This window comes from Adonisia turfae CCMR0081 (assembly GCF_011009555.1).
In the GTDB taxonomy this organism is placed as follows: Bacteria; Cyanobacteriota; Cyanobacteriia; order Phormidesmidales; family Phormidesmidaceae; genus Leptothoe; species Leptothoe turfae.
In genome coordinates, this window is sequence record NZ_QXHD01000004.1 from 7,187,736 (window position 1) to 7,211,438 (window position 23,703).

Annotated in this window: 16 protein-coding genes; 6 read left to right on the forward strand and 10 right to left on the reverse strand. The window is 47.0% G+C overall.

Annotated features, from left to right (window positions below):
* Positions 1-92 precede the first annotated feature (92 nt).
* Positions 93-1,802, forward strand: coding sequence for an urease subunit alpha (gene ureC, locus DXZ20_RS34680; RefSeq protein WP_163703085.1), 1,710 nt, complete (start codon positions 93-95; stop codon positions 1,800-1,802).
* A 199-nt stretch (positions 1,803-2,001) separates the two neighbouring features.
* Here ureC and DXZ20_RS34685 read toward each other — a convergent pair whose 3' ends face one another.
* From DXZ20_RS34685 to DXZ20_RS34705, 5 genes are all read right to left on the reverse strand, one after another.
* On the reverse strand, positions 2,002-2,856 hold the full coding sequence (locus tag DXZ20_RS34685; protein ID WP_163703086.1) for an STM4011 family radical SAM protein: 855 nt from the start codon (positions 2,854-2,856) through the stop codon (positions 2,002-2,004).
* 21 nt (positions 2,857-2,877) lie between these two features.
* A complete protein-coding gene (locus DXZ20_RS34690) occupies positions 2,878-4,194 on the reverse strand; it encodes an STM4012 family radical SAM protein (protein WP_163703087.1) in 1,317 nt (438 codons plus the stop codon).
* 47 nt (positions 4,195-4,241) lie between these two features.
* Positions 4,242-5,060, reverse strand: coding sequence for an STM4013/SEN3800 family hydrolase (locus DXZ20_RS34695; RefSeq protein ID WP_163663948.1), 819 nt, complete (start codon positions 5,058-5,060; stop codon positions 4,242-4,244).
* Positions 5,023-6,228 (reverse strand): STM4014 family protein, encoded by a 1,206-nt coding sequence (locus DXZ20_RS34700; protein ID WP_163703088.1) that lies wholly within the window; start codon positions 6,226-6,228, stop codon positions 5,023-5,025. The genes DXZ20_RS34695 and DXZ20_RS34700 overlap by 38 nt, the downstream gene beginning before the upstream one ends.
* An 81-nt stretch (positions 6,229-6,309) precedes the next feature.
* The gene (locus DXZ20_RS34705; protein ID WP_163703089.1) at positions 6,310-7,338 is read right to left on the reverse strand and encodes an STM4015 family protein; all 1,029 of its coding nucleotides are present in this window, start codon (positions 7,336-7,338) and stop codon (positions 6,310-6,312) included.
* 453 nt (positions 7,339-7,791) lie between these two features.
* Between DXZ20_RS34705 and DXZ20_RS34710 the strand changes: the two genes are divergently transcribed.
* Positions 7,792-8,238, forward strand: a complete 447-nt coding sequence (locus DXZ20_RS34710) for an SRPBCC family protein (RefSeq protein WP_163703090.1) — start codon at positions 7,792-7,794, stop codon at positions 8,236-8,238.
* Positions 8,239-8,415: 177 nt separating this feature from the next.
* On the opposite strand, the gene DXZ20_RS34715 is transcribed toward DXZ20_RS34710, so the two are convergent.
* On the reverse strand, positions 8,416-8,877 hold the full coding sequence (locus DXZ20_RS34715; protein WP_006517892.1) for a hypothetical protein: 462 nt from the start codon (positions 8,875-8,877) through the stop codon (positions 8,416-8,418).
* 102 nt (positions 8,878-8,979) lie between these two features.
* On the opposite strand from DXZ20_RS34715, the gene hetZ reads away from it, so the two are divergent.
* The 4 genes from hetZ (at position 8,980) to DXZ20_RS34735 (ending at position 15,073) form a co-directional block, all read left to right on the forward strand.
* Positions 8,980-10,137: a heterocyst differentiation protein HetZ gene (gene hetZ, locus DXZ20_RS34720; protein WP_006517891.1), complete on the forward strand. Its 1,158-nt coding sequence runs from the start codon at positions 8,980-8,982 to the stop codon at positions 10,135-10,137.
* Between the two features lie 94 nt (positions 10,138-10,231).
* Entirely contained in the window at positions 10,232-11,230 is a 999-nt protein-coding gene (locus tag DXZ20_RS34725) for a hypothetical protein (protein WP_163663956.1), read from the forward strand.
* A gap of 56 nt (positions 11,231-11,286) precedes the next feature.
* Complete coding sequence (locus tag DXZ20_RS34730; protein WP_163703091.1) at positions 11,287-13,572, forward strand: transglutaminase TgpA family protein; 2,286 nt, start codon at positions 11,287-11,289, stop codon at positions 13,570-13,572.
* A gap of 217 nt (positions 13,573-13,789) precedes the next feature.
* Positions 13,790-15,073 carry an acetylornithine/succinylornithine family transaminase gene (locus DXZ20_RS34735; protein ID WP_163663960.1) on the forward strand — a complete coding sequence of 428 codons (1,284 nt, stop codon included), beginning with the start codon at positions 13,790-13,792 and terminating at the stop codon, positions 15,071-15,073.
* Positions 15,074-15,142: 69 nt separating this feature from the next.
* Here DXZ20_RS34735 and bcsA read toward each other — a convergent pair whose 3' ends face one another.
* From bcsA to DXZ20_RS34755, 4 genes are all read right to left on the reverse strand, one after another.
* Positions 15,143-17,728, reverse strand: coding sequence for a UDP-forming cellulose synthase catalytic subunit (gene bcsA / locus DXZ20_RS34740; protein ID WP_163703092.1), 2,586 nt, complete (start codon positions 17,726-17,728; stop codon positions 15,143-15,145).
* A 5-nt stretch (positions 17,729-17,733) separates the two neighbouring features.
* A complete protein-coding gene (locus tag DXZ20_RS34745) occupies positions 17,734-20,031 on the reverse strand; it encodes a cellulose biosynthesis cyclic di-GMP-binding regulatory protein BcsB (protein WP_163703093.1) in 2,298 nt (765 codons plus the stop codon).
* Positions 20,032-20,212: 181 nt separating this feature from the next.
* Complete coding sequence (locus DXZ20_RS34750) at positions 20,213-21,571, reverse strand: family 8 glycosyl hydrolase (RefSeq protein ID WP_163703094.1); 1,359 nt, start codon at positions 21,569-21,571, stop codon at positions 20,213-20,215.
* 21 nt (positions 21,572-21,592) lie between these two features.
* Entirely contained in the window at positions 21,593-23,593 is a 2,001-nt protein-coding gene (locus DXZ20_RS34755) for a tetratricopeptide repeat protein (RefSeq protein ID WP_163703095.1), read from the reverse strand.
* Positions 23,594-23,703: the final 110 nt, after the last annotated feature.

The following is a 23,703-nucleotide window of genomic DNA, read 5'->3' on the forward strand; positions in this document are numbered from 1 at the left end:
TAAAAATGTTCGTCATATACTCGTCGGAGCTCCGTAGCTAGCGTAAGCTATCCAGTGGCTTTGTTTTTTTCCTTTAACTCCAGGAGACTCCGATGAGCTACCGCATGGATCGCCGCGCCTATGCTGAAACCTATGGCCCCACCGTAGGAGATCGGGTTCGTTTAGCAGATACGGCACTGGTGATCGAGGTAGAACGGGACTTTACCACCTATGGCGATGAGGTCAAATTTGGTGGTGGTAAAGTAATCCGCGATGGCATGGGCCAATCGCCAATTACGCGGGCTGATGGCGCGGTGGACATGGTAATCACCAACGCGCTGATTTTGGACTGGTGGGGAATTGTTAAAGCCGATATTGGGATTAAAGACGGTCGCATTGCCAAGATTGGAAAGGCAGGAAACCCTTATATTCAGGACAATGTAGACATTATTATTGGCCCCTCTACCGAAGCGGTGGCTGGTGAGGGCATGATTGTTACCGCTGGGGGCATCGACTCCCATATTCACTTTATTTGCCCCCAGCAGATAGAGACGGCCATTGCCAGCGGTGTGACCACGATGATCGGTGGTGGTACTGGACCAGCGACCGGGACAAATGCCACTACCTGTACCCCTGGAGCTTGGAACATGTATCGCATGTTGCAAGCGGCGGATGCATTTCCCATGAATCTGGGGTTTCTGGGTAAAGGTAATAGTGCTCAGCCTCAAGGTTTGGTGGAACAAGTACAAGCTGGTGCGATGGGTCTGAAGCTCCATGAAGACTGGGGCACAACACCAGGTGCCATTGACACTTGCCTGGCTGTGGCCGATGACTTTGATGTGCAGGTGGCGATCCACACTGACACCCTTAACGAGGCTGGGTTTGTAGAGAACACCATTGCTGCCTTTAAGAATCGCGTGATTCACACCTATCACACTGAAGGGGCGGGGGGCGGACATGCACCAGACATTATTAAAGTGTGTGGCGAAGCCAATGTGCTGCCGTCATCCACAAACCCCACGCGCCCCTATACGCGCAATACGCTGGATGAACACCTAGATATGCTGATGGTGTGTCATCATCTGAGCCCCAGTATTCCTGAGGATGTGGCCTTTGCCGAGTCTCGTATTCGCCGAGAGACCATTGCGGCTGAGGATATTCTGCATGACCTCGGTGCCTTTAGCATGATTGCGTCGGACTCCCAGGCCATGGGGCGTGTAGGTGAAGTGATCATTCGTACCTGGCAGACGGCTCACAAGATGAAAGTGCAGCGGGGGTCCCTGGCAGAAGATTCTGACCGTAACGATAACCATCGTGCTAGGCGCTACGTGGCTAAGTACACGATCAATCCTGCGATTACCCATGGTATTGCCCATGAGGTAGGTTCTCTAGAAGCGGGCAAGCTGGCAGATATTTGTCTGTGGAAGCCCGCATTCTTTGGCGTGAAACCCGAGATTGTGATTAAGGGTGGGGCTATTGCCTGGGCGCAGATGGGTGACCCCAATGCCAGTATTCCCACACCGCAGCCCATCCATATGCGACCTATGTTTGGTAGCTTTGGCGGTGCTATTGGTAGCACATCCCTAACATTTATTTCTAAGGTCGCTGCTGAGGCAGATATTGCTGGCCAAATTGGGTTACAGACAACGGCTGTGGCAGTGAGCGGCTGTCGTAATCTCAGTAAGGCTGACATGAAGCTAAATGACTATCAGCCCAAGATGGAAGTGGATCCTGAGACCTATGAAGTGCGAGCTGACGGGCAATTGCTCACTTGTGAGCCAGCTGAAGAGCTGCCCATGGCCCAGAGGTATTTCTTGTTTTAGGAGATATGGAGATATTTAGAGAAACATGGACTGAACTCACATAGGGTGAATGTTGAACATGTTAATCCCAAAAACGATCAGTCAGCATCTGGAAACCTAGATACAGTATGAGATTGAATACATGAGTTTTCCAAAAAACACTGAAAAATCTAAACTCTATCTGAATGAAGAAAGGTTTTAGCTAATAAAGGTTTTACGGCTATTTAAATCGTTGGGGAATCCTTTCCAGGATACGATTGCCAAACACATGATCCAGACCTAAATCGTTCATGTGTACGTAACCAATATGACAGTGGCATGTGTCATTGGTACAGACGCGTTCCCGTAGAGCCTCTTCAAAGTTGGGATGATAAATATTGCCGATGGGGGCTTTAATAAAATGGCATCGGCGCATAGTTCCTTCTCCATCCACAGAGAAGACCGATTTCCCGGTGCGGCATGCTTTACCAAGACTGGGATAATAATGGGTGTTTAATTCGTAAAGTGGATCAATGGTTTGGAAAAAGACGCGGTCTTCTGGGGTAAGTTGAGGTAGCTCAGCTTTGACGGCGTTGATCCATAGATAGACGTTGGTAGGCAACGCTTTGCGAAGAGATCGAATGGCGGGGATGAATTTTGGACAACCCACGACACCAACACTAAATTGGATGTTTTGGTTAATAAGAGTGTGACACTTTTGTAGAAAGTGTTTTTCATTGGACCATTCTGGATGAAAGGTGGCCCAGAGGGCTAGAGTGTTTGGCTCTGCCTGACTTATCCAGTCAAGATGGCAAGATAAATTGGTTTGGATGGCGACTTTTTGTACATTGGGTAGGTGGGATAGATGACTGAGATTCTCTTGATACCATTTATGAATTAATGCTTCGCCCCATGGAGTAAAGAGGATGCCAAAGTTGTGTTCAGTGTGTTCTGTAATCCATTGGACAAATCGTTTTAAGGCCTGGCGGTCCACATCGAGTTCGGTAGCCGTTTGTTGACGTTTGGCAAAGGGACAGTAATGACAGCCGTAATTACAGCTGATTAGAGGGCCTCGATAAAGAATGCTGAGATCCATGTTGGATTGATTGAATGGTTATTATTTGATTTTATAGGTGTTCATTAGGGTGTTGACATTGTCTGAAAATAGGCTGGGGCCAATGGCATCTGAGCGTTCTAGACCTAGTTCAGTAAGGTGCAGGTGGTGATGGTGTTGTTGCAGAAGTTTCAGAGTTAGGAAATGCTGTAGCTTTGGAAAATCGGTTAATGCGTCCGTGTGAAAGCGATCGCAATACCCCCCCATATCTAACCCCTCTGGAGACAGTAAAGACAGTAAAATAAATCGCCGCTGTTGTTCTTCTCGATTTAACTCAAAGCCATAGTTAACGATGTCAAAATCTTGATCAGTACTGTCAATGTAGCGAGCTAGGATATGTTTGATTTCTTTGGCATTGACAGCATAGTCATAGGAATAATGAAGTGCTTGAGTGTAGGATCGGGCTCCGCAGCCCAGGCCTATCATGCCATCGACCTGACAGCAGTAAACGGGACCGGAACGTGAATTCATATCAATTTTCCGAAACATCCGCATTGAGACCTGTTCGTAGCCCTGGTCTAATAATAAATCTCGCCCAGCGCGATAACAGTCTAATCGATGATCATCCCAGGCCTGATTAGTCATTCCTAATCCCGTTAAGGGTCGCACATACAACGGATACAGATATAACTCTTCCGGTTGAAACTGTAGCGCAGTGTGGATAGACTGCAGCCAGCTGTCTATGGTTTGTCCGGGCAATCCATAGATCAAGTCGATATTCAAGGTGGGAAACTCAATTTCGCGAATACGACACAGCACATCTTGAACGACTTCAGCGGTTTGACGACGTTGGGTGGCTAGCACTTCGCTATCGATAAAGCTTTGCACACCGATGCTAATGCGATCGGTGCCATAATCAAACAACAGATCTAATTTTTCTGGGGTGGCGGTGTCAGGAGAGACTTCAACAGATACGGGAATTGTTTGCAGGGGTGCTCCCATCGTGGTTGCTGCAATCTCTAAAATCTGTGCCAGGGCTTTAGTGGGGAGTTGGGTGGGGGTGCCACCGCCGAGGGCAAACCGGGCAAATGTTGGATTATCAATACTCTCCTGAACACGATGGGCCTGTCGTTGAACGGCCTTGATGTAATTGTTGATAAAATCATTATCCTGGGTCACCGTGGTGAAGAGATTACAAAAGCCACATCGCATCTCACAAAAGGGAATGTGAATATACAAAAACAGTGAGTTCTGGTCTTCCTTAGACCATACATCGTGAACAGATTTTACTGGTAAAGGTCGATAACTGGTCTTGTGAGGATAGGAATAAACATAATGTTGATAGGGTGATTGAGTTAATAAGGGAACAGGGACTGTCATAGGAGAAATCCAGGAAAGAATTGAAAACTAACGATACGGTTTTATGACTACTTTATGACTACGTCTGCATAGGGAACTGTCCACACAACTGGATGGGCACAACGGTGACCAGTGTAACCATCTTCACCATAGGTGGTGCCATGGTCTGAACAGAGAATGGCATAGGTGGGGGCGCGACATCTCAGACCTTGCCAGAGGGAAACCAGGGCCTGATCAACATACTCTAATGCAGCGCCGTGGCTTTCTATGGAGTCTGCTTGGGCTCCGGGTAAGTAGAAATAGTTGGGCTGATGCAGGGCTGATAGGTTAATGAACAGGAAAATACGTTGTTGTTTGGGAATGACTTGAATGCGATCGCAAGCCAACTTCACCTGACATTCCGTAGACTGCGGATTTGTCACTCCTAATTCCGGTGACCAATACCGTTCCTGAAACAGATTGGGGAGTACACAGCTAAGGGGATTTAGTTGATTAAAAAAGCCTACCCCACCGATACAAATGGTGCGATAACCTTTGGCCGCTAACCCTTCCGGCAGACTAGGGGCATCTAGTACACAAGTTTCTGGGGTGATGGTGGTACTGCCTGCAAAATTTAAGGCAAAGGGGCGGGGGTGCTTTCCCGGTGTGATGGGAGTGGGTAGAAATCCGGCAAAGAATGCTTGATGAGCGGCATAGGTAAAGCTACCGGGAGAGTGCCGAGCCTCCCAGCCTTGGGGAATTAATTGGGCTAAGTTGGGTAAGCGGCCTTGTTCAAATAACCGTTGGGCCACATCGTAGCGGAGGGTATCGAAAGTGAGTAGCAGAATGTCATGGGTGCCGACCAGCTGATTAACGTTCAGTCTGGTGGGTAGATGATGCGTGGACATAGGGTAACCCTTGGTGCTGCTGGAGTAAGGTTTTTATTTCTGTGGTGTAGGTGTCTTGACCTTGCCAGGTGATGCCCCTGAGTAAATCACCAAAGGCATTAACTTCTAAGACATAATGGTCCTTGAAATTGGGGGCAATGAGTAGGTCAATGCCACAGTAAAGGCTTTTGGGAAAGCAGGCAGCGGCCTGTTCGCAGGTGTGCATCATGGTGGCCCAGTTATCGGCGGTAAGGGCTGAGGGGAGATCGGTGATGGATTTGCGATCGCTACCCAAATGCAAATTGGTCATGGGGCTTTTCCCCACACGCACCACCACATGTTTAGCCTCTCCCCCAATCACCACCACCCGCAGGTCAAACTCTCTGCCATCTATCCTGGCCTTAGGCATCCACGCTTCAACTTGAATAGTCTCTTTAGCAAGGAAGTTAATAATCTCGGCAATGTGTTGGAGATTGCGATATTGATAAACCTTGCGAGAATTATAAAATCGCAGTTTACCTTGCTCCATGGTACGCTCCACAGTTGTGATCGCCCGTTCGTTCTCACCACGATAGTCATAGGCAACAACACCTGATGCCGATGAACCATGGGCAAGTTTAATAAAAACACGCCGACAGCCCTGCTGTGCCATCCGTTCCTTAAGCTGATCATAGTTCTGGATCGGCTCTTTGCGCACCAACGAGCATGGAATTGGAATATCGGCATTTTCTAAGATCCGCTGACACCGAATCTTATCAAACATGCTGACAATGTTATCTGGATGATTCATCACCTGCCCTTGCAACGGTTGCGCCCAAGATTGAAGACAATGTCGCCAACCCAAATACCATTGGCGCGGGTAGAGAATTCTGCCTTTATCTTCAGGCAATTGATAGGCTGCTGTAGCGCTGATCCGCTGATGATCGCCCGAATCATCTACTACAGCGCCAGTGGCAACAAAACCGCGATCAACAACAAAGTTTCGTTCCGGAGCCTCAAACCGAAACCAAGCGTTAGATCCATCCCAATCAGTTAGAGAATCTTTTTCAGCAAGTAGCTCCTCATAGGAGACTAATTGAGCCATAGATAGACCACACCCCCTAAGCGCCTGTTGAAAGAGATCCACTCTACGGCTTTGAGGATTAGCGATGAGAACAAAATTGATCATATCAAGTTGACTATTAGTCATCTATGGAGGAATCAAATAAATTAGGTTCCATTTTTAGCTGTAGAGACGTTGCATACAACGTCTCTACAGCCAGTGGAATTCCTATTCAGACACCACACAATATCGACGAAATTCAGGGTCTTCGTCTTCCTCTTCTTGCCGCTGTCCATCAGCAATGATCTGCATCCCTAACGTCGTCAACTGCTCGATTAGCGCATCCGAGAGATAACTTTCCGACACATTTAAGATTTCTAAATCACGAATAGCAGGGCTCGCCAACAACTCAGTGGCTCCCGCATCTGAGAGCGTCCCCAGAGACAGATCTAACACCCGTAACCTTGGCAGCAGGGCAGACTTTACCAATCGTTCTATAAGTTCATTGGTAAATTTGCTATTGCGCAGTCCCAGGTAAGCCAGATTGGAAAAACACAGATTATCCAAAACAGGTTCTAGATCTTGTTCCCAGCAATCACCACCATAGTTGTCACTGCCAAACCAAAATTCCAAATGCTCCAGAGCAGGCAGCTTCCAATTATAAATTTGATAAACTGTATCGCGACTGAGGCCACCCGTTTCAAGGATTAAGGCCTTCAGATAGTCGTGCTTAGCTGGTGTTGTAAACGTCAGTCCTGTTCCACCCCGCACCTGCAAAATTTCTAACTGAGGATAGGCCAGCAAAAGAGGAGACATATCGCTTTGCTGTAGCCAGGAAATTTCACATTCCTCATAGGTAATATCGCCAATAAACAGAGCTTTCAGATTTGGTAAACGATCATTGATTTCTGCTAATGTACTGACCAACTTAGCTGTTGATGATTCCTCCGTGCATACGTCCCCATCCCCTTGCCAAAGGCCTAGGACCAAGGCCTCAATATCAGTAGCTTCAGGTCTGTTTACGAGTTGCTGCAATACCTCAACTAGTGATTCGTCGTCGTCATAGTCACAACGCAAAGCATAGGCTGTATTTTGGGGATTTGCCAAGGACTGATCGTGCTGAAATTCTTGGACTGTTCTATTGGCAAAACGAGTGGTGTGTTTCCCTTCATATCCGCCATAACCTGCTAACCGTTCGGTCAGGTTCCAACCGGGTACCGTATGCTGAGTTCCATTGAACGTGGGTGAATCAGTCATAGTTGAAAACGTGAGAAGACCGCAAAACTTCTTGAATTGGAAATGTCAGTAATGCACCTGCTCTAATGACGTCTTAGATTACCCACACGTTGCCTATGGCTTGCCTAAAGGCTAGCTCCTGCGAAATATGGGAATACGATTTCAGTGCTGACCTGACAATAGCGCAATAATTATCGCGCCCATATCCAATAATAGTTCATTTGAACTATTATTGGGGTGACAAGGTGTGCACTCTGAAGCGTCAATTCTTCAAAAGAGGGCTTATGTGAGTGATGGTTTTGGCTGTGGGATTTTGGGCCAAAGACCACAGATAATAGGTGTGATGCCCAGGAAGATTGCGATCGCACTACCCATAAAGTTTAGAAGTCTTAACACCTCAAGACATAGATAATTTCCTTCTCATCTTCATATATAGCTGAGTTTAGGTACCCCAAAAGGACGCCTCCTAACGTTATGACTACCTTTCAATACACCAGCCTGATTGCGGCCTCAACTGCGACCGTTTGGCGTTTTCACGAACGGCCTGACATCCTTACCCTTCTGACACCACCCTGGCAACCTGTCGAAGCCGTTCGCCGTGAAGGTGGCCTTGGCCCTGGAGCCATCAGCGAGTTTCGTCTGTGGCTAGGGCCTGTTCCTATCACCTGGATCGCCCGCCACACCGATGAATATGAACCCAATCGGTTATTTACAGATATCCAAGAAAGCGGCCCACTGGATGCCTGGACCCATCGCCATCGGTTTGAATCCGAAGGTGAGCAAACGCGGTTAACCGACGATATTGTCTTCACCTTGCCGGTAGAGTGGGCCAGTGAACCCCTGATTGGCTGGTTTGTCCTACAGCGTTTGCAGGACATGTTTGACTATCGTCATAAGGTGACGCGGGAGGCTTGTGAGTAGCCCTCACCCTAAATCCCTCCCACCAGGGAGAAGGACTTTGCAGGAAGAAACTCAACTAAAAACTAAAAATTCCCTAAGAAAATAAAATCAATTAACGCCCAAATTTTGGATGTACAAACGTTCCATGGAACGTCTCGTCCATATTTACTTGTGGACTTTTTTATTTATAGCTTGCTCTTACGCAATATCCGCTGGCGGTTCCCCTTTTTCCTTCAGTTGCTGCAATTGTGCCCGCATCACCTGCTCCAGCATGGTTCGCGGCACCTCAATGCCCTGACCTTTTCCCTTTACCTGCATAAAAATAATGCTGTCTAGCTGCTTTAGCGATAACAGCTGAAACAGTAGGTGGGTGCTGGGATGAGGCAGTGCCATCATCTGAGGATTATCAGCTGCGCTGGCTGCTGCCGCTTCTAGGGATGGGTATGCATAGACGACCGTTTTCGTTGTTTTGGGATCTTGCCGACCACGCAGTGTAGTCATGACCCAGCCCTGTCCTAAAGACTGGACGACGTAATATAGTTGTCTTGGCAGTTGACCCGCGATTTCCTTTAACAGGGGTGCTACCAACGAAATTGCCTGACCAGTTGTCTGATCCGGAGCTTCATCAATCAAAGTTTGAATTTGTTTTTCGATATCCATCTGACTTTTTTGATAGTTTCGTGAAAATTACTGACTTTTGTTAGAACGTGCGGAATACTGTCTATGCTCAGGTGAGGGAATGCCTGGGACGCTCTAGCTCTAATGACCACGCTGCTAATGCTTGAGGAAACGTCTACAACGCTCGTAGAAGCACTTAATACAGAAGTTTTGAAGTTGCTCAAGCAAGCGACCAGAACCTCCGAAAAAAGTTGCCAGGCTGTCGCCGAGCGCATCTGTAGTGAATCGCTTCGTATTTGTACAGAAAGCCAACGTATTCAAAATTCTGGAGATGTAAAAAGTTGGGCATTTAACCTCGCTAATCATCGAGTTGACCAGTGCATTCGCTATTACAAACTTAGCTCTGAACGGGGGCGCATCGAGCTGCATAGTACTCTCAGTGCCATTATCTATCGCTATATATCAGTTCCCTACGCTCAAACTAGCTATCAGGCGCGACTTTCCCTAATTGAAGATTTTCTACAAAATTTCTACAGCGAGGCAATCAATGCTTTTCGTCGGGAAAATCAGATGGAGGCAAACTTTCAGCCCCGCACGGCTCTGGAGCTAGCTGAATATATGGCCTTTACTGAGCGCTACGGTAAGCGCCGTATCCCTTTGAGGCGAGGACGGAGTCAACAGCTCATTATTTTGCGAGCCCAAACCTTTTCCAAGCAGCAGCCCCCAGAAACAGCGGTCGATATTGAGCAGGCCACTGAAGCTGCTAATGACAATGACCAAAGCTGGAAGAATGCACCCGTTCAGCGCCTACGGGAAGAAATTTTGCTGCAGTCTGACACCCAGCCAGAGGATAATCTGCGGGAGCGAGTTGTCGACGAGTTGATGGTTTACCTGAAAGATAAAAAGCAAGAGGATTGTGCCGACTACTTTAGTTTGCGGCTTATGGATCTGCCTGCCAGTGAAATTGAAGATTTGCTAGGCCTCACATCCCGTGAGCGCGATTACCTGCAGCAGCGCTTCAAGTATCATTTGCTGCGGTTTGCGCTGACGCATCATTGGGAATTGGTCCATGAATGGCTCGGTATTGAGTTAGAAAAAAATTTGGGATTAACACCTCAACAGTGGGATCACCTACAAGAAAAAATGGACCAGAGCCAGACAAAATTACTACAGCTCAAACAGCAAGGGCTTTCTGATGCGGATATATCGCAAGCGTTGGGTTTGAGCTTGACTCAAATTAGGAAACATTGGTCTAAACTGCTTGAACAAGCCTGGGAATTACGTAATCTATCAGTTAGTTGACTCCGTTAGTTGACGATCGACTTTTTTTGTGTAGACAACCGAGCTAAATTTTTTACACTCTCGGTTTTATCATCCGGATCAGGGGTATTTAGCCATGAATAGTGAGTCAGAAAATTTGAAGCGCTTATTGCTAGAGTTTTTAACTTTTGACCGCTCGGCGTCCCCTATGTCAGGGGGTGAGCCTACCCCATCGACAGGATCCAACCCATCAGCAGTTTGTGCATCTGAAGTCGGATCTGACGCTGTATCATTTGACTTTTTATTTGAAACGGGTCAGTCGTTTAACTTCGGAGATAAAACCACTGTGCAAGATCGTTTCCACACACTTTTAAAACACCGATTCCAAACGGAATTTGCCAATCGGCCCCCACTGTTTCCTTGGGAAGCAGAAGTGCGTGAGTATCCGACTGAGATACCCATGCCTGCCTATGCTCAATCTATTAGCCGACTGTGGCTTGAAAACCCACTGCGGTTTAGCATATCGAGCAAGTTGCCTGAGGCTGTTTTGCAACAGCTATTAGACCGCTGTCAGAATATGGCTCAGTCTACTCAAAAAGAAGGCATTAAGCTCATCAAAATTGTCGAGTCCATGTTTCCAGATTCTTTGGAAGCCCTGGAGCCAATTGCCAATATTGTGCTGACGCCGGCTTATCGAGACCCTACCCTGAAAGAAGCCACCTTGAAAGAGGTTGAAAACATGGCTGGTGGCTATGAACAAGCCACTGCTGAGCAGCAAATCGCTTTGACCATGTTGGCATCGATAGAAATTATGTCCGCACTGGCATTAACTGTGTCGGCTACAGATCCTACAGCTAGCCGTGATTGGGTGACTCCCCAGGGTGTGGTTCACTTGGATGTGAACTATACAGGTGCGGTTTTGATTATCAATGTAACCATGCCTATGGGTGGCAGTATTCAACTTATTGGAGCTGATGCAGATAGCCAGTCATCTCGCCCTGAAGCAGGTATGCTGACGCTGGCAAAAACAGCTCCGGTCGTTGGTGGTTCTTACTCCTTGGAAGTGTCCTTGGATAATGATTGCCAGCGTCCTTTGCGATTTTCAGTCATGGTTTTAGAGGCATCTGCAAGCTGAGCCCGCTAGGATAAGAATACGCCGACTGATGATGTGTTTGCGCGTTTTTGCCTGGTATGGTTTCTCCGATTTCTACCCCTAATAATTCATCTCAAGATTTGAGTTCATCATGGCGGCAGCGGCTATCGGCCCTGCCGCCATCTGTACCTGAAGACTCGATTGCTTTGCGGGTTTTGGTGCAATGTTTGGTGACAGTGGGGATCGGTAGTCTCAGTGTGGCTGCTTCGGGGGTAACGGATACGTCTGTATGGAATCTGCTGGCGATTCCGCTCAGTGCTGCGGGCGCTTACTGGAGCTGGCGGAGTCGTCGCCGTCGAAATATTGCTGCTAAGTTTCTGATCGCCGTGGGCATGTTGTTGGCCCTGGCGTTTTTTTTAGGGCGGATGGTGAGCATCCCTGGCGATACTCGGATTGTGCTGGCTGAATTGTTGATCCATTTACAGGTGCTCCATAGCTTTGATTTGCCACGGCGCAAGGATTTGGGCTACTCAATGATGATTGGTCTGATTCTGGTGGGTGTGGCCGCTACGATCAGTCAAACGCTTTTATTTGGTCCGTTTTTGCTGTTATTTCTTTTACTGTCGCTACCGGTGCTGGTTTTAGACTATCGTTCTCGATTAGGTCTATTAAACTGGCGGCAGATGTCCGTGGGGATATCCTTGCGGCAGTTCGGAAGCATTATTGCTGTCGTTGTAACGTTGGGACTTTTGATTTTTATCGCGATGCCGCGATTCCCAGGGTATCAACTTCAAACCTTTCCAGTGAGTGGCAGCATTGATGTGACTGGCGAAGTCGATAGTAGGGAAATATTTAATCCAGGCTATGTGAGGCGAGGCAATAACAATACTGGCAATGCAGACGAGGAGCAAGAGGGCTCTGGTGTTAGCCCTGAGGATGGGCCGGGCCGTATTAATCCTGATTTTTACTATGGGTTTAACCGACGGATTAATCAAAACCTGAGGGGTGAGTTGGAACCGCAGGTGGTGATGCGGGTGAGATCGCAACGGGCAGGTTTTTGGCGTGTTATGGCCTTTGATAATTACACTGGCCAGGGTTGGGAAGCATCTCGTGGCGATGAGTTAGCCGAACTCAGACGCTCTCCGCTGTCCTATCGGTTTTTACCGATTACTCCGCAGCCCATTGGCCGCAATGAAGAGGTTGTTCAGACCTACACCATGGTGCAGGACTTTCAGAACTTGGTGCCTGTTCTCTATGCTCCCCATTCAGTGTACTTTCCAGCTGATGAACTAGCCATGGATCCTGAAGGAGCCCTGCGACCCTCTGGGTTGCTGCCTGAAGGTCTGACGTATACGATTGTTTCCAGGGTTCCGGTACGGGATATTCAGCGCCTCAATCAAAGTTCTACGGAGTACAATGGCTCGATTCGGCAGCACTATTTGCAGGTGCCTGATGATATTCGCGATCGCATTCGTACAGAAACCGAGCGTTGGCTAGCCACATCAGAGGAGCCCTTGAATACTCCCTATGAAAAAGCGACATTTTTAGCCCAGATTCTGCGGGATAACTACACCCTGCAAACGGAGCTGCCCTATTTCGAAGAAGATGAAGATCTGGTCAGTGCTTTTCTGTTTAAGTACACCGGGGGCACCCGCGATCAATTTTCCACAGTGCTGACGGTAATGCTACGGTCTATTGGTATTCCAGCCCGTTTAGCCACCGGGTTTGGCACAGGCCAGTTTAACCCCTTCACTGGGTTTTACATTGTTCGCAACACCGATGCCTATGCTCTAACTGAGGTATATTTCCCTGAGCACGGCTGGTTTTACTTCAATCCGATTCCTGATGGCCTGCTTTTTTCGCCTGATGATAGTGGTGCGAATCCCTTTAGTGTCCTGCGGCAGCTATGGCGCATATTAGTGGGCGTTTTACCAGCTCCTGTTGCCCAATTTATTCGACGTGGGTTTCAGGTGCTGATGTTTGTGATTGGCACAGTCCTACGGTTCTTATCACGTTTTAGTGGCAGAGGTTTACTGAGCGCCCTCTGGTATCTGGTGGGTTTCACGGGGTTAAGTTTCTTGGGATGGTTGATGGTTCAAGGCTGGCGACGGTGGCAGCGTCGGCTTAAACTCAGTCGTCTAGCCCCCATGGAGCAAATTTATCAACAAATGTTGTGGATTCTGGCTCAGCAGGGCTATGGCAAACGCGCCAGCCAAACTCCCTTAGAATATGCAGCAGGATTACAACAGCGCCCAGATTTTCGCCAGGGTAGCTTAGTTCGCCAGATAATTGATCGCTACATTTGCTGGCGTTACGGTGGACAAACGGTGGATGTGGATGGTTTACAGACGAGACTGCAAGAGTTACGACGGTCTGGACGGTAATCGAAAATATTGTCCAGTTTGATACTATCTATCAAATGATTTAGCGGTAAAAGCTGCTGCAATTTTTTACAATCACCTAAGACATTGGAGAGTTTTGAAGTCTAAGTTTTGAGTTTTGGGTTGTGAATTTTACAGCTCAACTCAAAATACTCAGCAAGCTGAGAAGAGCAAAGCTCTACAAAATTCAAAATTCAAAACTTACAGAAGAGGTCAGTCCGTGGTTAGTCTAAAACAGCTTGTTAAGAATCCTCTCAAAGTCTTTGGTGCTGGTACAAAAGCTGGAAAAGGTTTTCGGCCAGAGGTGTTTGATAGTCATGTGATGACCACCTATGGTCGGTTTCCATTGGCATTGACCCGAGGTGCAGGCTGTCGTGTATGGGATGACCAAGGTCATGAGTATTTAGACTTTGTGGCGGGCATTGCCACCTGCACATTAGGCCATGCCCATCCAATCATGGTGGAGGCAGTGACCCAACAAATCCAGAAACTACACCATGTGTCGAATCTCTATTACATTCCAGAACAAGGCGCATTAGCCCAGTGGCTGACGGAACATTCCTGTGCTGATCGAGTATTTTTCTGTAACTCAGGTGCTGAGGCCAATGAAGGGGCGATCAAGCTGGCCCGTAAGTATGGCCACACTGAGCTGGGCATTGATGAGCCCGTGGTTATTACCGCCAAGGCTAGCTTCCATGGGCGTACCCTAGCCACGATTACGGCGACTGGACAGCCTAAGTATCAGAAGAGCTTTTCGCCACTTGTGCCTGGGTTCCACTATGTCCCGTTTAATGATGGCGATGCGTTGGAGGGTGCGATCGCATCCCTTAATGCTAGCGGACCTCGTGTGGCTGCCATTCTGCTTGAAGCCTTACAAGGAGAAGGTGGTGTCAATCCTGGTAATGTTGAATATTTCCAACGGGTACGACAACTGTGCGACCAGCATAAAATCCTGTTGATCTTGGATGAAGTGCAGGTGGGCGTGGGCCGTACTGGAAAAGTATGGGGATATGAGAACCTGGGGATTGAGCCCGATGTTATTACCGTAGCTAAAGGGTTAGGTGGCGGTGTGCCTATTGGTGCAATGATGTGCAAATCTAGCTGTGATGTGCTGGGACCGGGCGAACATGCTAGCACCTATGGAGGAAATCCCTTTGTCTGTGGTGTAGCCCTGGCGGTGTGTCAGACCCTGGAGTCAGAGAACCTAATGGCGAATGCTAGCGCCAGGGGACAGCAGTTACGGCAGGGTCTGCTTAAGTTGGTGGATGCTTATCCTGAGTTATTTGAACAAGCTCGCGGCTGGGGGTTAATCAATGGTCTGGTTCTAAACGGTGATGCACCCCTGACATCTTTGGACATTGTGAAAGCTGCCATGAATGAAGGCTTGTTGCTGGTGCCCGCTGGCCCTAATGTCGTTAGATTTGTTCCACCGTTGATTGTGAGCGCCGCTGATGTGGATGAAGCCCTGAAAAAACTCTCTAAGGCAGTTAAAATCCTGTCTTAGAGAGAGAGGGTTATTCAGTGTCAGTTGGCTACAGACACGGGTCGAACTGACAAGAATGATGCTGTTGCTTTAGCTATATTTGGGCGACATCTCTGGTGTAACGCTGGAGGATTTCAATAGATAATCAATCTTCTTGCGTTGCACCTTATCAAGCGTTGTCGGAAAAGACAGTTCAACAGTCACTTTCTCATCTTCCCAGGCGGCTGAACCCGATGCAGAAGCTTCAACTGAGATCAGCTGAGCTAGCAGCTTCATGGGGGCATGATTATTATTTCCGCTTCTGATTAATAAGCCAACAGGTGGCTGATTCTGCTGAATGTAGTCGCTACCGTGGAGAATTGTATCTGGCATCTCTAGTTTGAGATGGCGAGAACTTGCTGCGGTAATGATGGCTGGGTAAAAATGTCCTTCCCAGTAGACTTCGGTAGGAATATTGACCTGTTTTTGAACAACAGTTGCTTTGGCTGCTTTAGGTTCTCTAAATGCTCTGGAAAGGGCGGTAAATACAAACTGCACCGACTTTAAAAGATTATCGGGGTGAGGTCTGCTTTGGGAGTACCATTCATTGACATCGGCATAGATAACCAGTATCAGCATTTCCCACTGTTCCTGGGTCATGTCAACAAATTCCACAGCCACGGTGACTTCGTTATCTTTAACAACCTTGACTCGATGCACCTTAGCGTCAATACACACGGTCGAATCTGAATCTCCCCAAATCTGCAAGGTTAGGCGATCGGGCAGGTTTGGCCAATTGCTCAAGGAGAGTAGTGCACCTGTTTCACTAATGTTAATGGTTTTACCCACTAAGTCTTGGTATTGGCCATGGTTGTGAATGGCAATATCTAGTTCACGATTCAGACGATGCGCGTCTCGTACTTGCGGTTGTTCATAGGCAACCAGTAATGAGGCCACTAACAGGATGAGGTTAAAAACACACCACCCTGCATTAATGAGAACGGCTTCAGTAACGTTTGGATTGATCGCTAACCAGAAGGGGACAGCGAGTAAAGAGGTGACCAGGAGCGCTACCATCACTAAGGTGGCGCGGGAAGAGTTCCAGTCAAAGACTCGCTTAGTTACCGATACACCCTTATCTGTTACGTTAAAACTGCCAAGCTTTGGGTTGATCAAAGCCATCAAGGTAACGATACCGTTTTGAAATGCTAGGGCATATTCAAAGATTTCGTTCCAAAAAGAGAAACGTACTTGCTTTTGGGTGATGTAGTTGGCATACATGGCCAATACAATATGGGGTAATGCGTAAGCTAAGGTTTCAAGACCTATCCCGCGAATTAGGTTAATCCCCAACAGCAAATAGAGGACAGGAGCAAGGGCATATAAAAGACGTGGGAACCCAAAAAAGAAGTGGCTTGTTGCTGAAAAATAGCACAGTCTTTGTGCAAATGATAACTTGAGTTTGGGGTTAAATAATGGGTTTTCAATACGAAGAATTTGAGCCATGCCCCTTGCCCAGCGAACCTGTTGCCCTACGTAAGAAGCAAAGGTTTCAGGGGCAAGCCCGGCCACCATAATCTTGTCGTAATAGATTGATTTGTATTTTTTGGAGTGGAGCCTTAATGAGGTATGGCAATCTTCGGTAACGGTCTCAACAGCGATGCCACCCACTTCCAATAGGGGTTTTTTACGTACAACGGCAGCTGACCCGCAAAAGAAAGCGGCGTTCCAAAAATCGTTCCCTTTTTGAATCACCTTATAGAACAACTCATTGGCTACGGGTACCCGACCCCGAGTCAGCAAATTGCGCTCAAATGGATCGGGATTATAAAACCAGTGAGGTGTTTGAACTAAAGCTACTTTGGGATCTGAAAAGAAGCCGACTGTATTTTTGAGAAGGGGTTTGGCGGGAATATGGTCGCAATCAAGAATGAGGACCAAATCGCCATGGGTACGTTTTAGAGCCGTGTTAATGTTACCTGCTTTGGCATGGTTGTTATTGGGACGCGTGAGTAAAGTACAGCCCAGTTCCTTACACATTCTAGAGAGCTGTTTACGCCGTTCTGGATACTTACGACCATCATCAAGAATATAGATGGTCTTCTTATCTTTTGGATAATCTAGCGCCAGAGCAGCCAGAGCTGTTTTACGAACAATGTTGACATCTTCGTTATAGGTGGGAATGTAGACATCAACCTTTAGCCACTGTTGTTGTGGAATGGTACTGATATCGATGGGGGTGCGATCGCGAATCCTTAATGTCTGAAAATAAGACAGTATCAGAGTACCAATCGCATACAGCTCAGCAACAAACAGCAGTAGGCTAAAGAACCCGTTCACCCAACCGTCCAGATTGAGGGTGTAGTTAATACGGTAGTACAGATACCGTAGCGTCACCACAATGCTGATCCAAGCCATGAAAAGGTGTAATGCTTCACTGGCTTGCTTTTGCGGTCGCTGGTTTTCAAGCCATACGATTGCCCAACCCAATAGGGTTAAAAAAATAGCGACGATACCTTGTTGCCAAACTTCAAGCGGAGTCGTGATCAGTGGTATGGATGCCACCAGACACATCGTAATCAGTCCGAGCAGTGGCCATTTACCAAAAGGGGAGAGAACTTTTTCAAACACATGGGGCAGCTGTAGCAACCCCTGAATGAGGGAAGGCTGATAAGAATTAGTTTTAGCGGGAGACATTAGGGTTATTCAGGATCAGAGAGACGGTTGAGATAAAGCTGTGAAATGCTGTAGAGTGGCAGGGCCATGATGATAATGCCAATGGGTAATGTCCACCAGTGATTCTCCAAAAAGAGTGAACTGCGCTGAATCACACCTGCATCAACAATTTGTCGCTTAGCAGATTCGTCTAGAAAACGCATGTTGTAGTCCTTCCGGTCATAGGGAGAAGGATTTGGCACCTTGCGTCCAATCAGGGTGGTGTCTCCATTGAGTGCCAGGAACAAAGGTTCAAGATCCAGGGCATCTTGTACCTCTCTCAGTCCAGCCTCTGTCTGAGCACTTAAGGCTAGAAGAATGTGCTCATTACTCCAGGGTGACAGGACTGCTTTGATTACGCCTTCATTGTCTTGAATACTCTGAATCTGGTTGTCTTTCCACTGACGTCTGAACTGGGCAAATAGTCTGAATCCATTGGCATTAAATGCTTCTGAAAATGGGAATTGTTCCCGCAAACCGATGCCAACCCAGTGAAACTTACTTCTGTCTGCGCCAGGGATTGAGCTGTTTTTATAAACATTGAGTTCAATGCTCTCGGCCTTTGATAGTTTGCCTAGTCGGCCACTTAAGGCGAGCAAGGTTTCTATCTCAGCTTGGGAAGGGTTATCGGGAAGTGCGATCGCAGTTTTTGAGAGATCCTGCGGGGCCGTGAATGGATAGCCGACGCGAAACAGTTCTAAATCGGGTAATTGAGCAACGATATAACGAGAGAGTTGGAAGCTCGTATCATTGTGCAATGTTCCCCAGAGCTGTTTTTGAGCAGCCATGCCACATACGGTTGAATCTTGAGGATTCATCGTAAATTGCACCCGTAGCTCAGAATCAGGCTTCATCAGGTGAGGGGGCAAATCAATCTGATACGTCTGATTACTATGATTTTTTGTAGACAGTGGCTTAGAACCAATTGTCACATCGTCCAGGATAACCTCGATGGAAGACGTACGTGGATTAATCTGGGATGTATGGCTGTAGTGAAGCTTAAGGTTGCTACCGCGGCTAAATTGGCTGTCGGGTAATGCCCGGAAGTCAATTCGAACCGGTGGAGCATTTGTCCCTCGAACCGTTGTATCCTCAAACAGGTTGCCATGCTCGTCCTGGAGAGCGCTGAGTACAAACTCTTTCTCCTGGGGGAGATAACCAGGCCAATTGTGCTCATCAGGCGAGGTAGTCTCAGCTAAACTCTCGACTAGTAAGGCTTGCCCTGCTCCAATTGTTTGTTCCTGGGACTGAACCAAGAATTGTATAGCAAGCTGAACGCCTTCCTCACTGTTACCTGTAGCTACCAGAATAGGGTTACCTGTATCAGGATCCGCTGTTTGAGCTAAGATACCGACCTCTCCTTTGAGTGGGTTGCCATCTCCATCCAGGAGCTTATTTGCCGATAGACTAAAAGGCAAGTCCAGAGAAGTCAAAATAGATTGTTCAGCAGGTGTACCGATAACGACCAGACGCTCATTCCAGTCTAGGTCATCTGCTGAATTGACCAATCTAGCGGTCAACGGTCGGTATTCGGCAAGACGCCCGATTGATGCTTGATAACGTGCGGCGGTTGTCAACCATTTTTCACTGTAGGTTTTGGGGCGTAGATAAGCCAGTTTAGTGTCATCCAGGCTCAAATCATCAAAGAACGGATAGGGGTACTGATTAAAATCAGCCATAAAGTTCTTAGTCTTAAACTTAAACAAGAACTCTGAGTCTGGCAAAATCTCTGTCCAAAGAGCCGGATCGTTGGGATTAGTGCAGGTTTCAGACGTATTGTGCTCAACTTCCATGTTGAGAAAATTCTCGTCTTGAATCAAATTTGCAGGTATGTCAAACAAAAATTGAGCGACTTCTGCTGCTGAGCGATCCAGTGGAACACTGCCAATGCTTGTGTCATTCATGCGAACTACAAGATTTGATTTCTCAGGTATTAAAGAAGGTGAGTGCCGCAGCTTAATCTGCACCTTAACATCAGTCAAATCCCAGTTTCTAGGTCGGCTGAAGTACATACTCGCGTCAGAATAAACGCCTTCTAGGCGAATACGGTTGCCAACACTGGCATCTCGATTAAATGGCAAGCGATATTCATAAGTGGGGGTTAGGCCCTCACCATCTTCATTTAGTGTTGAACCAGCGGTTGTGCTAGATGCTTCCTGGATTGTTGCATCATTGGAAGCACTTGCTCCTGCATTTTCCTCTTCAATTTTGCTACTAGGTAGTGGAAAAGTTTTTATTACCGTTGATTGAGAACTGTTTGTTGGTGTCTGAGCACTTGCTACCATAGGCAGTAGTAACGTAATTCCAAGGCCTAGTAGACAAAATAAACTTACTCCAGATCGGAATAATCGTCGAAATAATTGTTGTCGCAGGGACAGAGTCCTTTTTAGCGTTGCTTTTTTAAGAGAACTATAAGGTTGAGGGAAAGACATATTGCTCAGAATTAAATAAACATATAATGGAAACTTAGAGAGAACCGCTGGTGATTTGTTGGCTCGCAGGGGCTTGCGACAAATTATTTTCTTGTGTCAGCCATTGCTTATCCAAGCTTTCAAACGGATAGAAGGCAAACCAGCCTAAATTTTGAACATAATAAGCTGTGTTGTTATCCCAAAAACCATTCTGATAGCTAGGCTCTAACTTTTCTTCTAAAATTTGTTCTGCGATACTATCTTCAATGCCCTGGAGGCCAAAATAAAGCATCGCGTATTGAGCTGTTGATTCATAACTCACGGTAGGTGTACCCGATGTAGCAATACGAGCAGGAATAAAGCGCTGCGACTGCCAAAGCTCTATTAGAAACGTTAAGTGACTTTGGAGATAGGCGTTAGCCCTGGGTTCATCAAACCAGAGAGCATCAAGCCTGACACGCCACCAGACTCGATAGGCATCAAAACTATAAACCGACGGTAGTATAGCTGCATCGCTCAATTCAAACTGTCCACTTTGCATGTTCAGTAGCACCCAATCACCAGGCAGTTGACTAGCTGCCAGTTCAGAGGATGCTTCTAAAACCCCATAGCTACTTTCCACTAAAGACATCCAGTCTCGCCTAGGATCAACTTGGGCAAATAGCCGAAAGGCATAGGGAGCCATGTAGCTAGGATTAAGGTAAACCTGGTTAGGTTGAGGCTTAAATGCATCGACAGGACCAGGCAACAAGTAACGCATTGACCCAGACTTGTCATCAACAGCGGTAGTCACCAGTGTTGAATACTCCCAAAGGTCTGCTAATTTGAGCTGAGCTAATTCAAGATAGTCGAGCCGATTCCACCGACGGCCAGCCAAAATCAGTGCAGTAATAGCATCAATATCGGCATCGCTCGCGAAGTTTTTATCGATGGTGCCCCATGTCCCGTCATCATATTGTCCCCATCTCCACGACCAGAGATGATCTTGTGGAATACCCTCGGCTGTGTGACGACGAAGATTTTCTTCTGCCCATTGCAACGTTTGGGAGAATGTTTCTGGATCATTCACAAGCACGGCTCTGAGCATGGCATAGGCCTGCCCCTCAGAGGTTGAACGATCTTTATCTTCGCGATCGATTACTCGGCCATCGGTCTGAATAAATCTTTGGCGATACGTTTCCCAGCTTTGGGTGATAACATCCTGGGATGTGATTCCTTGGGCAGTAAATGGGGATGAATCTTTTTGGCTATTGAGATTAGAAACCTGTGACTGTGAGTTATTAAGTTGTCCAAGCTCGCTACTTGGGCCTGTCGATTGTAATGAACAGCCAAAAAGAGTTGTTATTCCGATTGAAACAGTTGCCCGAAAGCTAGATTGGATCAAGGTATTGAATGTGGAGTAGTAGTTACTCATAGCACCGGAACAAAAGCTAATTTAATATCGTTCCCAAAATGGTTGAAACCCTCGTCGATATAGATATCCCTGAGTTAAACTTACAAGCGCTGATTGAGCTGATTGATTGTTAGGATCGTCTGCCAAGATATCTTCATATATTTGGGATGCTTCATTTAAGCGCTGTTGTGTATAATACAAGCCTGCCAATGCCATGAGGCCACTGGTGTCATTGGGATACGCTCTTAGCAGGGTGGTATACGCTTCTTCGGCTAACTCAAATTGCTCTAAGTCAACAGCTAAATCACCTTGTGCAAAAAAGTCGGAGCGTTCTACCGCAAAATTTCCTTGAAACGAGCGCATTAGCAGCTCCTTAGCTTCAGCTTCTGATATTCTCTTTGCCAAGAGAGCTAAACGAGTCCGTCGTAAAATTTGAGAGGTTGTAGGTTGTGGGCTTTGTGCAAGCAGCTGATCGTAAAGGACCAGAGCTTCTTCATTACGCTCTTGAACCCTAAGGATCTCAGCATATCCAGTCAGAGCTGCTGCTGTAATGGACTGATCCGTCGGTCGACTGCGTAATATAGCATCATAAATATTGCTACTGGCTGCGAAATCTCCTTCGCGGCGTTCAATATCAGCTAATAAGAGCAGGCCACTACTTTGCCGATTGATCCCTAATGCGCTGTCAGCATAGGTGGCTAGTGCAGCTCGAGCAGCTTGATAGTTTTGGTTCTCAAGATAGACTTGGACAATTCGATAATACAAGAGAGGTTCTTGTAGACCACTCTCAATAAGGGCTTGGTATAACGGCAATAATGAAGCTTCAGGGGGATCTAACCGGATTAAACCTCGGGCGATATTTCTCTGTGTGCCCATATCAACGGATGATGACTGAAGTCCTCGCAAAATATTTTGTAGGTCTGCAATCGATGCAAAACCCAGTTGTTTCTCTAGAACTCCCCTTTGAAATTTCAACCCAATATCATCTGGTTGCTGGGAAGTAAGTTGACGATAGACTTGTAAGGCCAAAGACTGCTGACCAGGTAAACCACTGAGGGCATAAGCAACCTCTCTAGCCACTCCGATAGTTACGTACTGTGAGGGTTGAGCTAATATTTCTTGATAGTGGGCAGCGGCTTCATTAGCATAAGCCGGGTTCTGACTGTAACGCCAAAGTTCATTGTATGCTCGGGCTAATGTTAGTCGAGAATCTTGACGACCTATCACAGGAGCGATAGCAGTTTCGGCCTGTTCAAATTGGCCATTAGCTGCATAACTTGCTGCTAGTGCACCTCGCTGTTGCAATGTTATGTTATTTTCACCACGGCTTTGTCGTAGTGCACTTTCTAAAATTTCGATTGACCGGCCTGGATTACCAATTTCTCTTTCTGCAAGAGAATAGGCAATGGTCGCACTCCCTTGAATGGATCGTCCACTATTTTGATAGTGTCTGAACAGCTCTAATCCTTGGTTGTAGTTGCCGCTGTAGGTATAGGCTTCAGCGGCACTTAAAACTGTTTCAGGAGAAGGGCTGCCGCGTAGTACGCGGGCATAATCTTCTGTAGCTTCACTAAACCGACCTTGATAGGTATAAAGCAAAGCCCGTTGAGTTAACGCACTTTGATCTTGAGGACTATTCTGTAGTAGCGTTGAGAGAGCCTCTATTCCTTGAGATTGCCACTCTGGGCGATATCCTCCTAGTTTCCCAATCGCTCTGAGTGCATCTACATTATTTGGGCTAATATCCACGATTTTTTGGTAGGTGCGAAAGGCATCAGCATCTCTTCCAGCCCGTTCATAGGACATTGCTAAACCTAAGTTAGCCTCAAGAGACCGTGGCGTGCGTTTTAATGCTCTTCGAAACTCTCTAATTGCCTGATCTACTAAACCCTGCTCTAGTAGAGAGAATCCCTGTTGGGATGATTTCGCTTCAAGAGTAGGCGTCGTTGGTTGAGCCCATACTGGAGTCGAATTTCCAAGATATGTGCTAGATAATAATATTGCACAAATAAAAACAGTTTTAAGATGGTGTCGATATCTCATTCTTCTGGCAGAACTTTGATAAAAGCTCTCTATCCTATGATTTTCAGTACTCTAATGTGATCAAAGAAACTTTGTACTGTCCGCTATTACTCTTTGCTCAAGGCCAACAG

Excerpts from the sequence above, each read along its gene's own strand:
- DXZ20_RS34690 (WP_163703087.1), bottom strand. The coding sequence starts at position 4,194 with ATGACAGTCCCTGTTCCCTTATTAACTCAATCACCCTATCAACATTAT.
- DXZ20_RS34705 (WP_163703089.1), bottom strand. The coding sequence starts at position 7,338 with ATGACTGATTCACCCACGTTCAATGGAACTCAGCATACGGTACCCGGT.
- DXZ20_RS34725 (WP_163663956.1), top strand. The coding sequence starts at position 10,232 with ATGAATAGTGAGTCAGAAAATTTGAAGCGCTTATTGCTAGAGTTTTTA.
- DXZ20_RS34750 (WP_163703094.1), bottom strand. The coding sequence starts at position 21,571 with ATGAGTAACTACTACTCCACATTCAATACCTTGATCCAATCTAGCTTT.
- DXZ20_RS34755 (WP_163703095.1), bottom strand. The coding sequence starts at position 23,593 with ATGAGATATCGACACCATCTTAAAACTGTTTTTATTTGTGCAATATTA.
- DXZ20_RS34745 (WP_163703093.1), bottom strand. The coding sequence starts at position 20,031 with ATGGTAGCAAGTGCTCAGACACCAACAAACAGTTCTCAATCAACGGTA.
- DXZ20_RS34700 (WP_163703088.1), bottom strand. The coding sequence starts at position 6,228 with ATGACTAATAGTCAACTTGATATGATCAATTTTGTTCTCATCGCTAAT.
- DXZ20_RS34715 (WP_006517892.1), bottom strand. The coding sequence starts at position 8,877 with ATGGATATCGAAAAACAAATTCAAACTTTGATTGATGAAGCTCCGGAT.
- DXZ20_RS34710 (WP_163703090.1), top strand. The coding sequence starts at position 7,792 with ATGACTACCTTTCAATACACCAGCCTGATTGCGGCCTCAACTGCGACC.
- DXZ20_RS34695 (WP_163663948.1), bottom strand. The coding sequence starts at position 5,060 with ATGTCCACGCATCATCTACCCACCAGACTGAACGTTAATCAGCTGGTC.
- DXZ20_RS34730 (WP_163703091.1), top strand. The coding sequence starts at position 11,287 with ATGGTTTCTCCGATTTCTACCCCTAATAATTCATCTCAAGATTTGAGT.
- ureC (WP_163703085.1), top strand. The coding sequence starts at position 93 with ATGAGCTACCGCATGGATCGCCGCGCCTATGCTGAAACCTATGGCCCC.
- bcsA (WP_163703092.1), bottom strand. The coding sequence starts at position 17,728 with ATGTCTCCCGCTAAAACTAATTCTTATCAGCCTTCCCTCATTCAGGGG.
- hetZ (WP_006517891.1), top strand. The coding sequence starts at position 8,980 with ATGACCACGCTGCTAATGCTTGAGGAAACGTCTACAACGCTCGTAGAA.
- DXZ20_RS34685 (WP_163703086.1), bottom strand. The coding sequence starts at position 2,856 with ATGGATCTCAGCATTCTTTATCGAGGCCCTCTAATCAGCTGTAATTAC.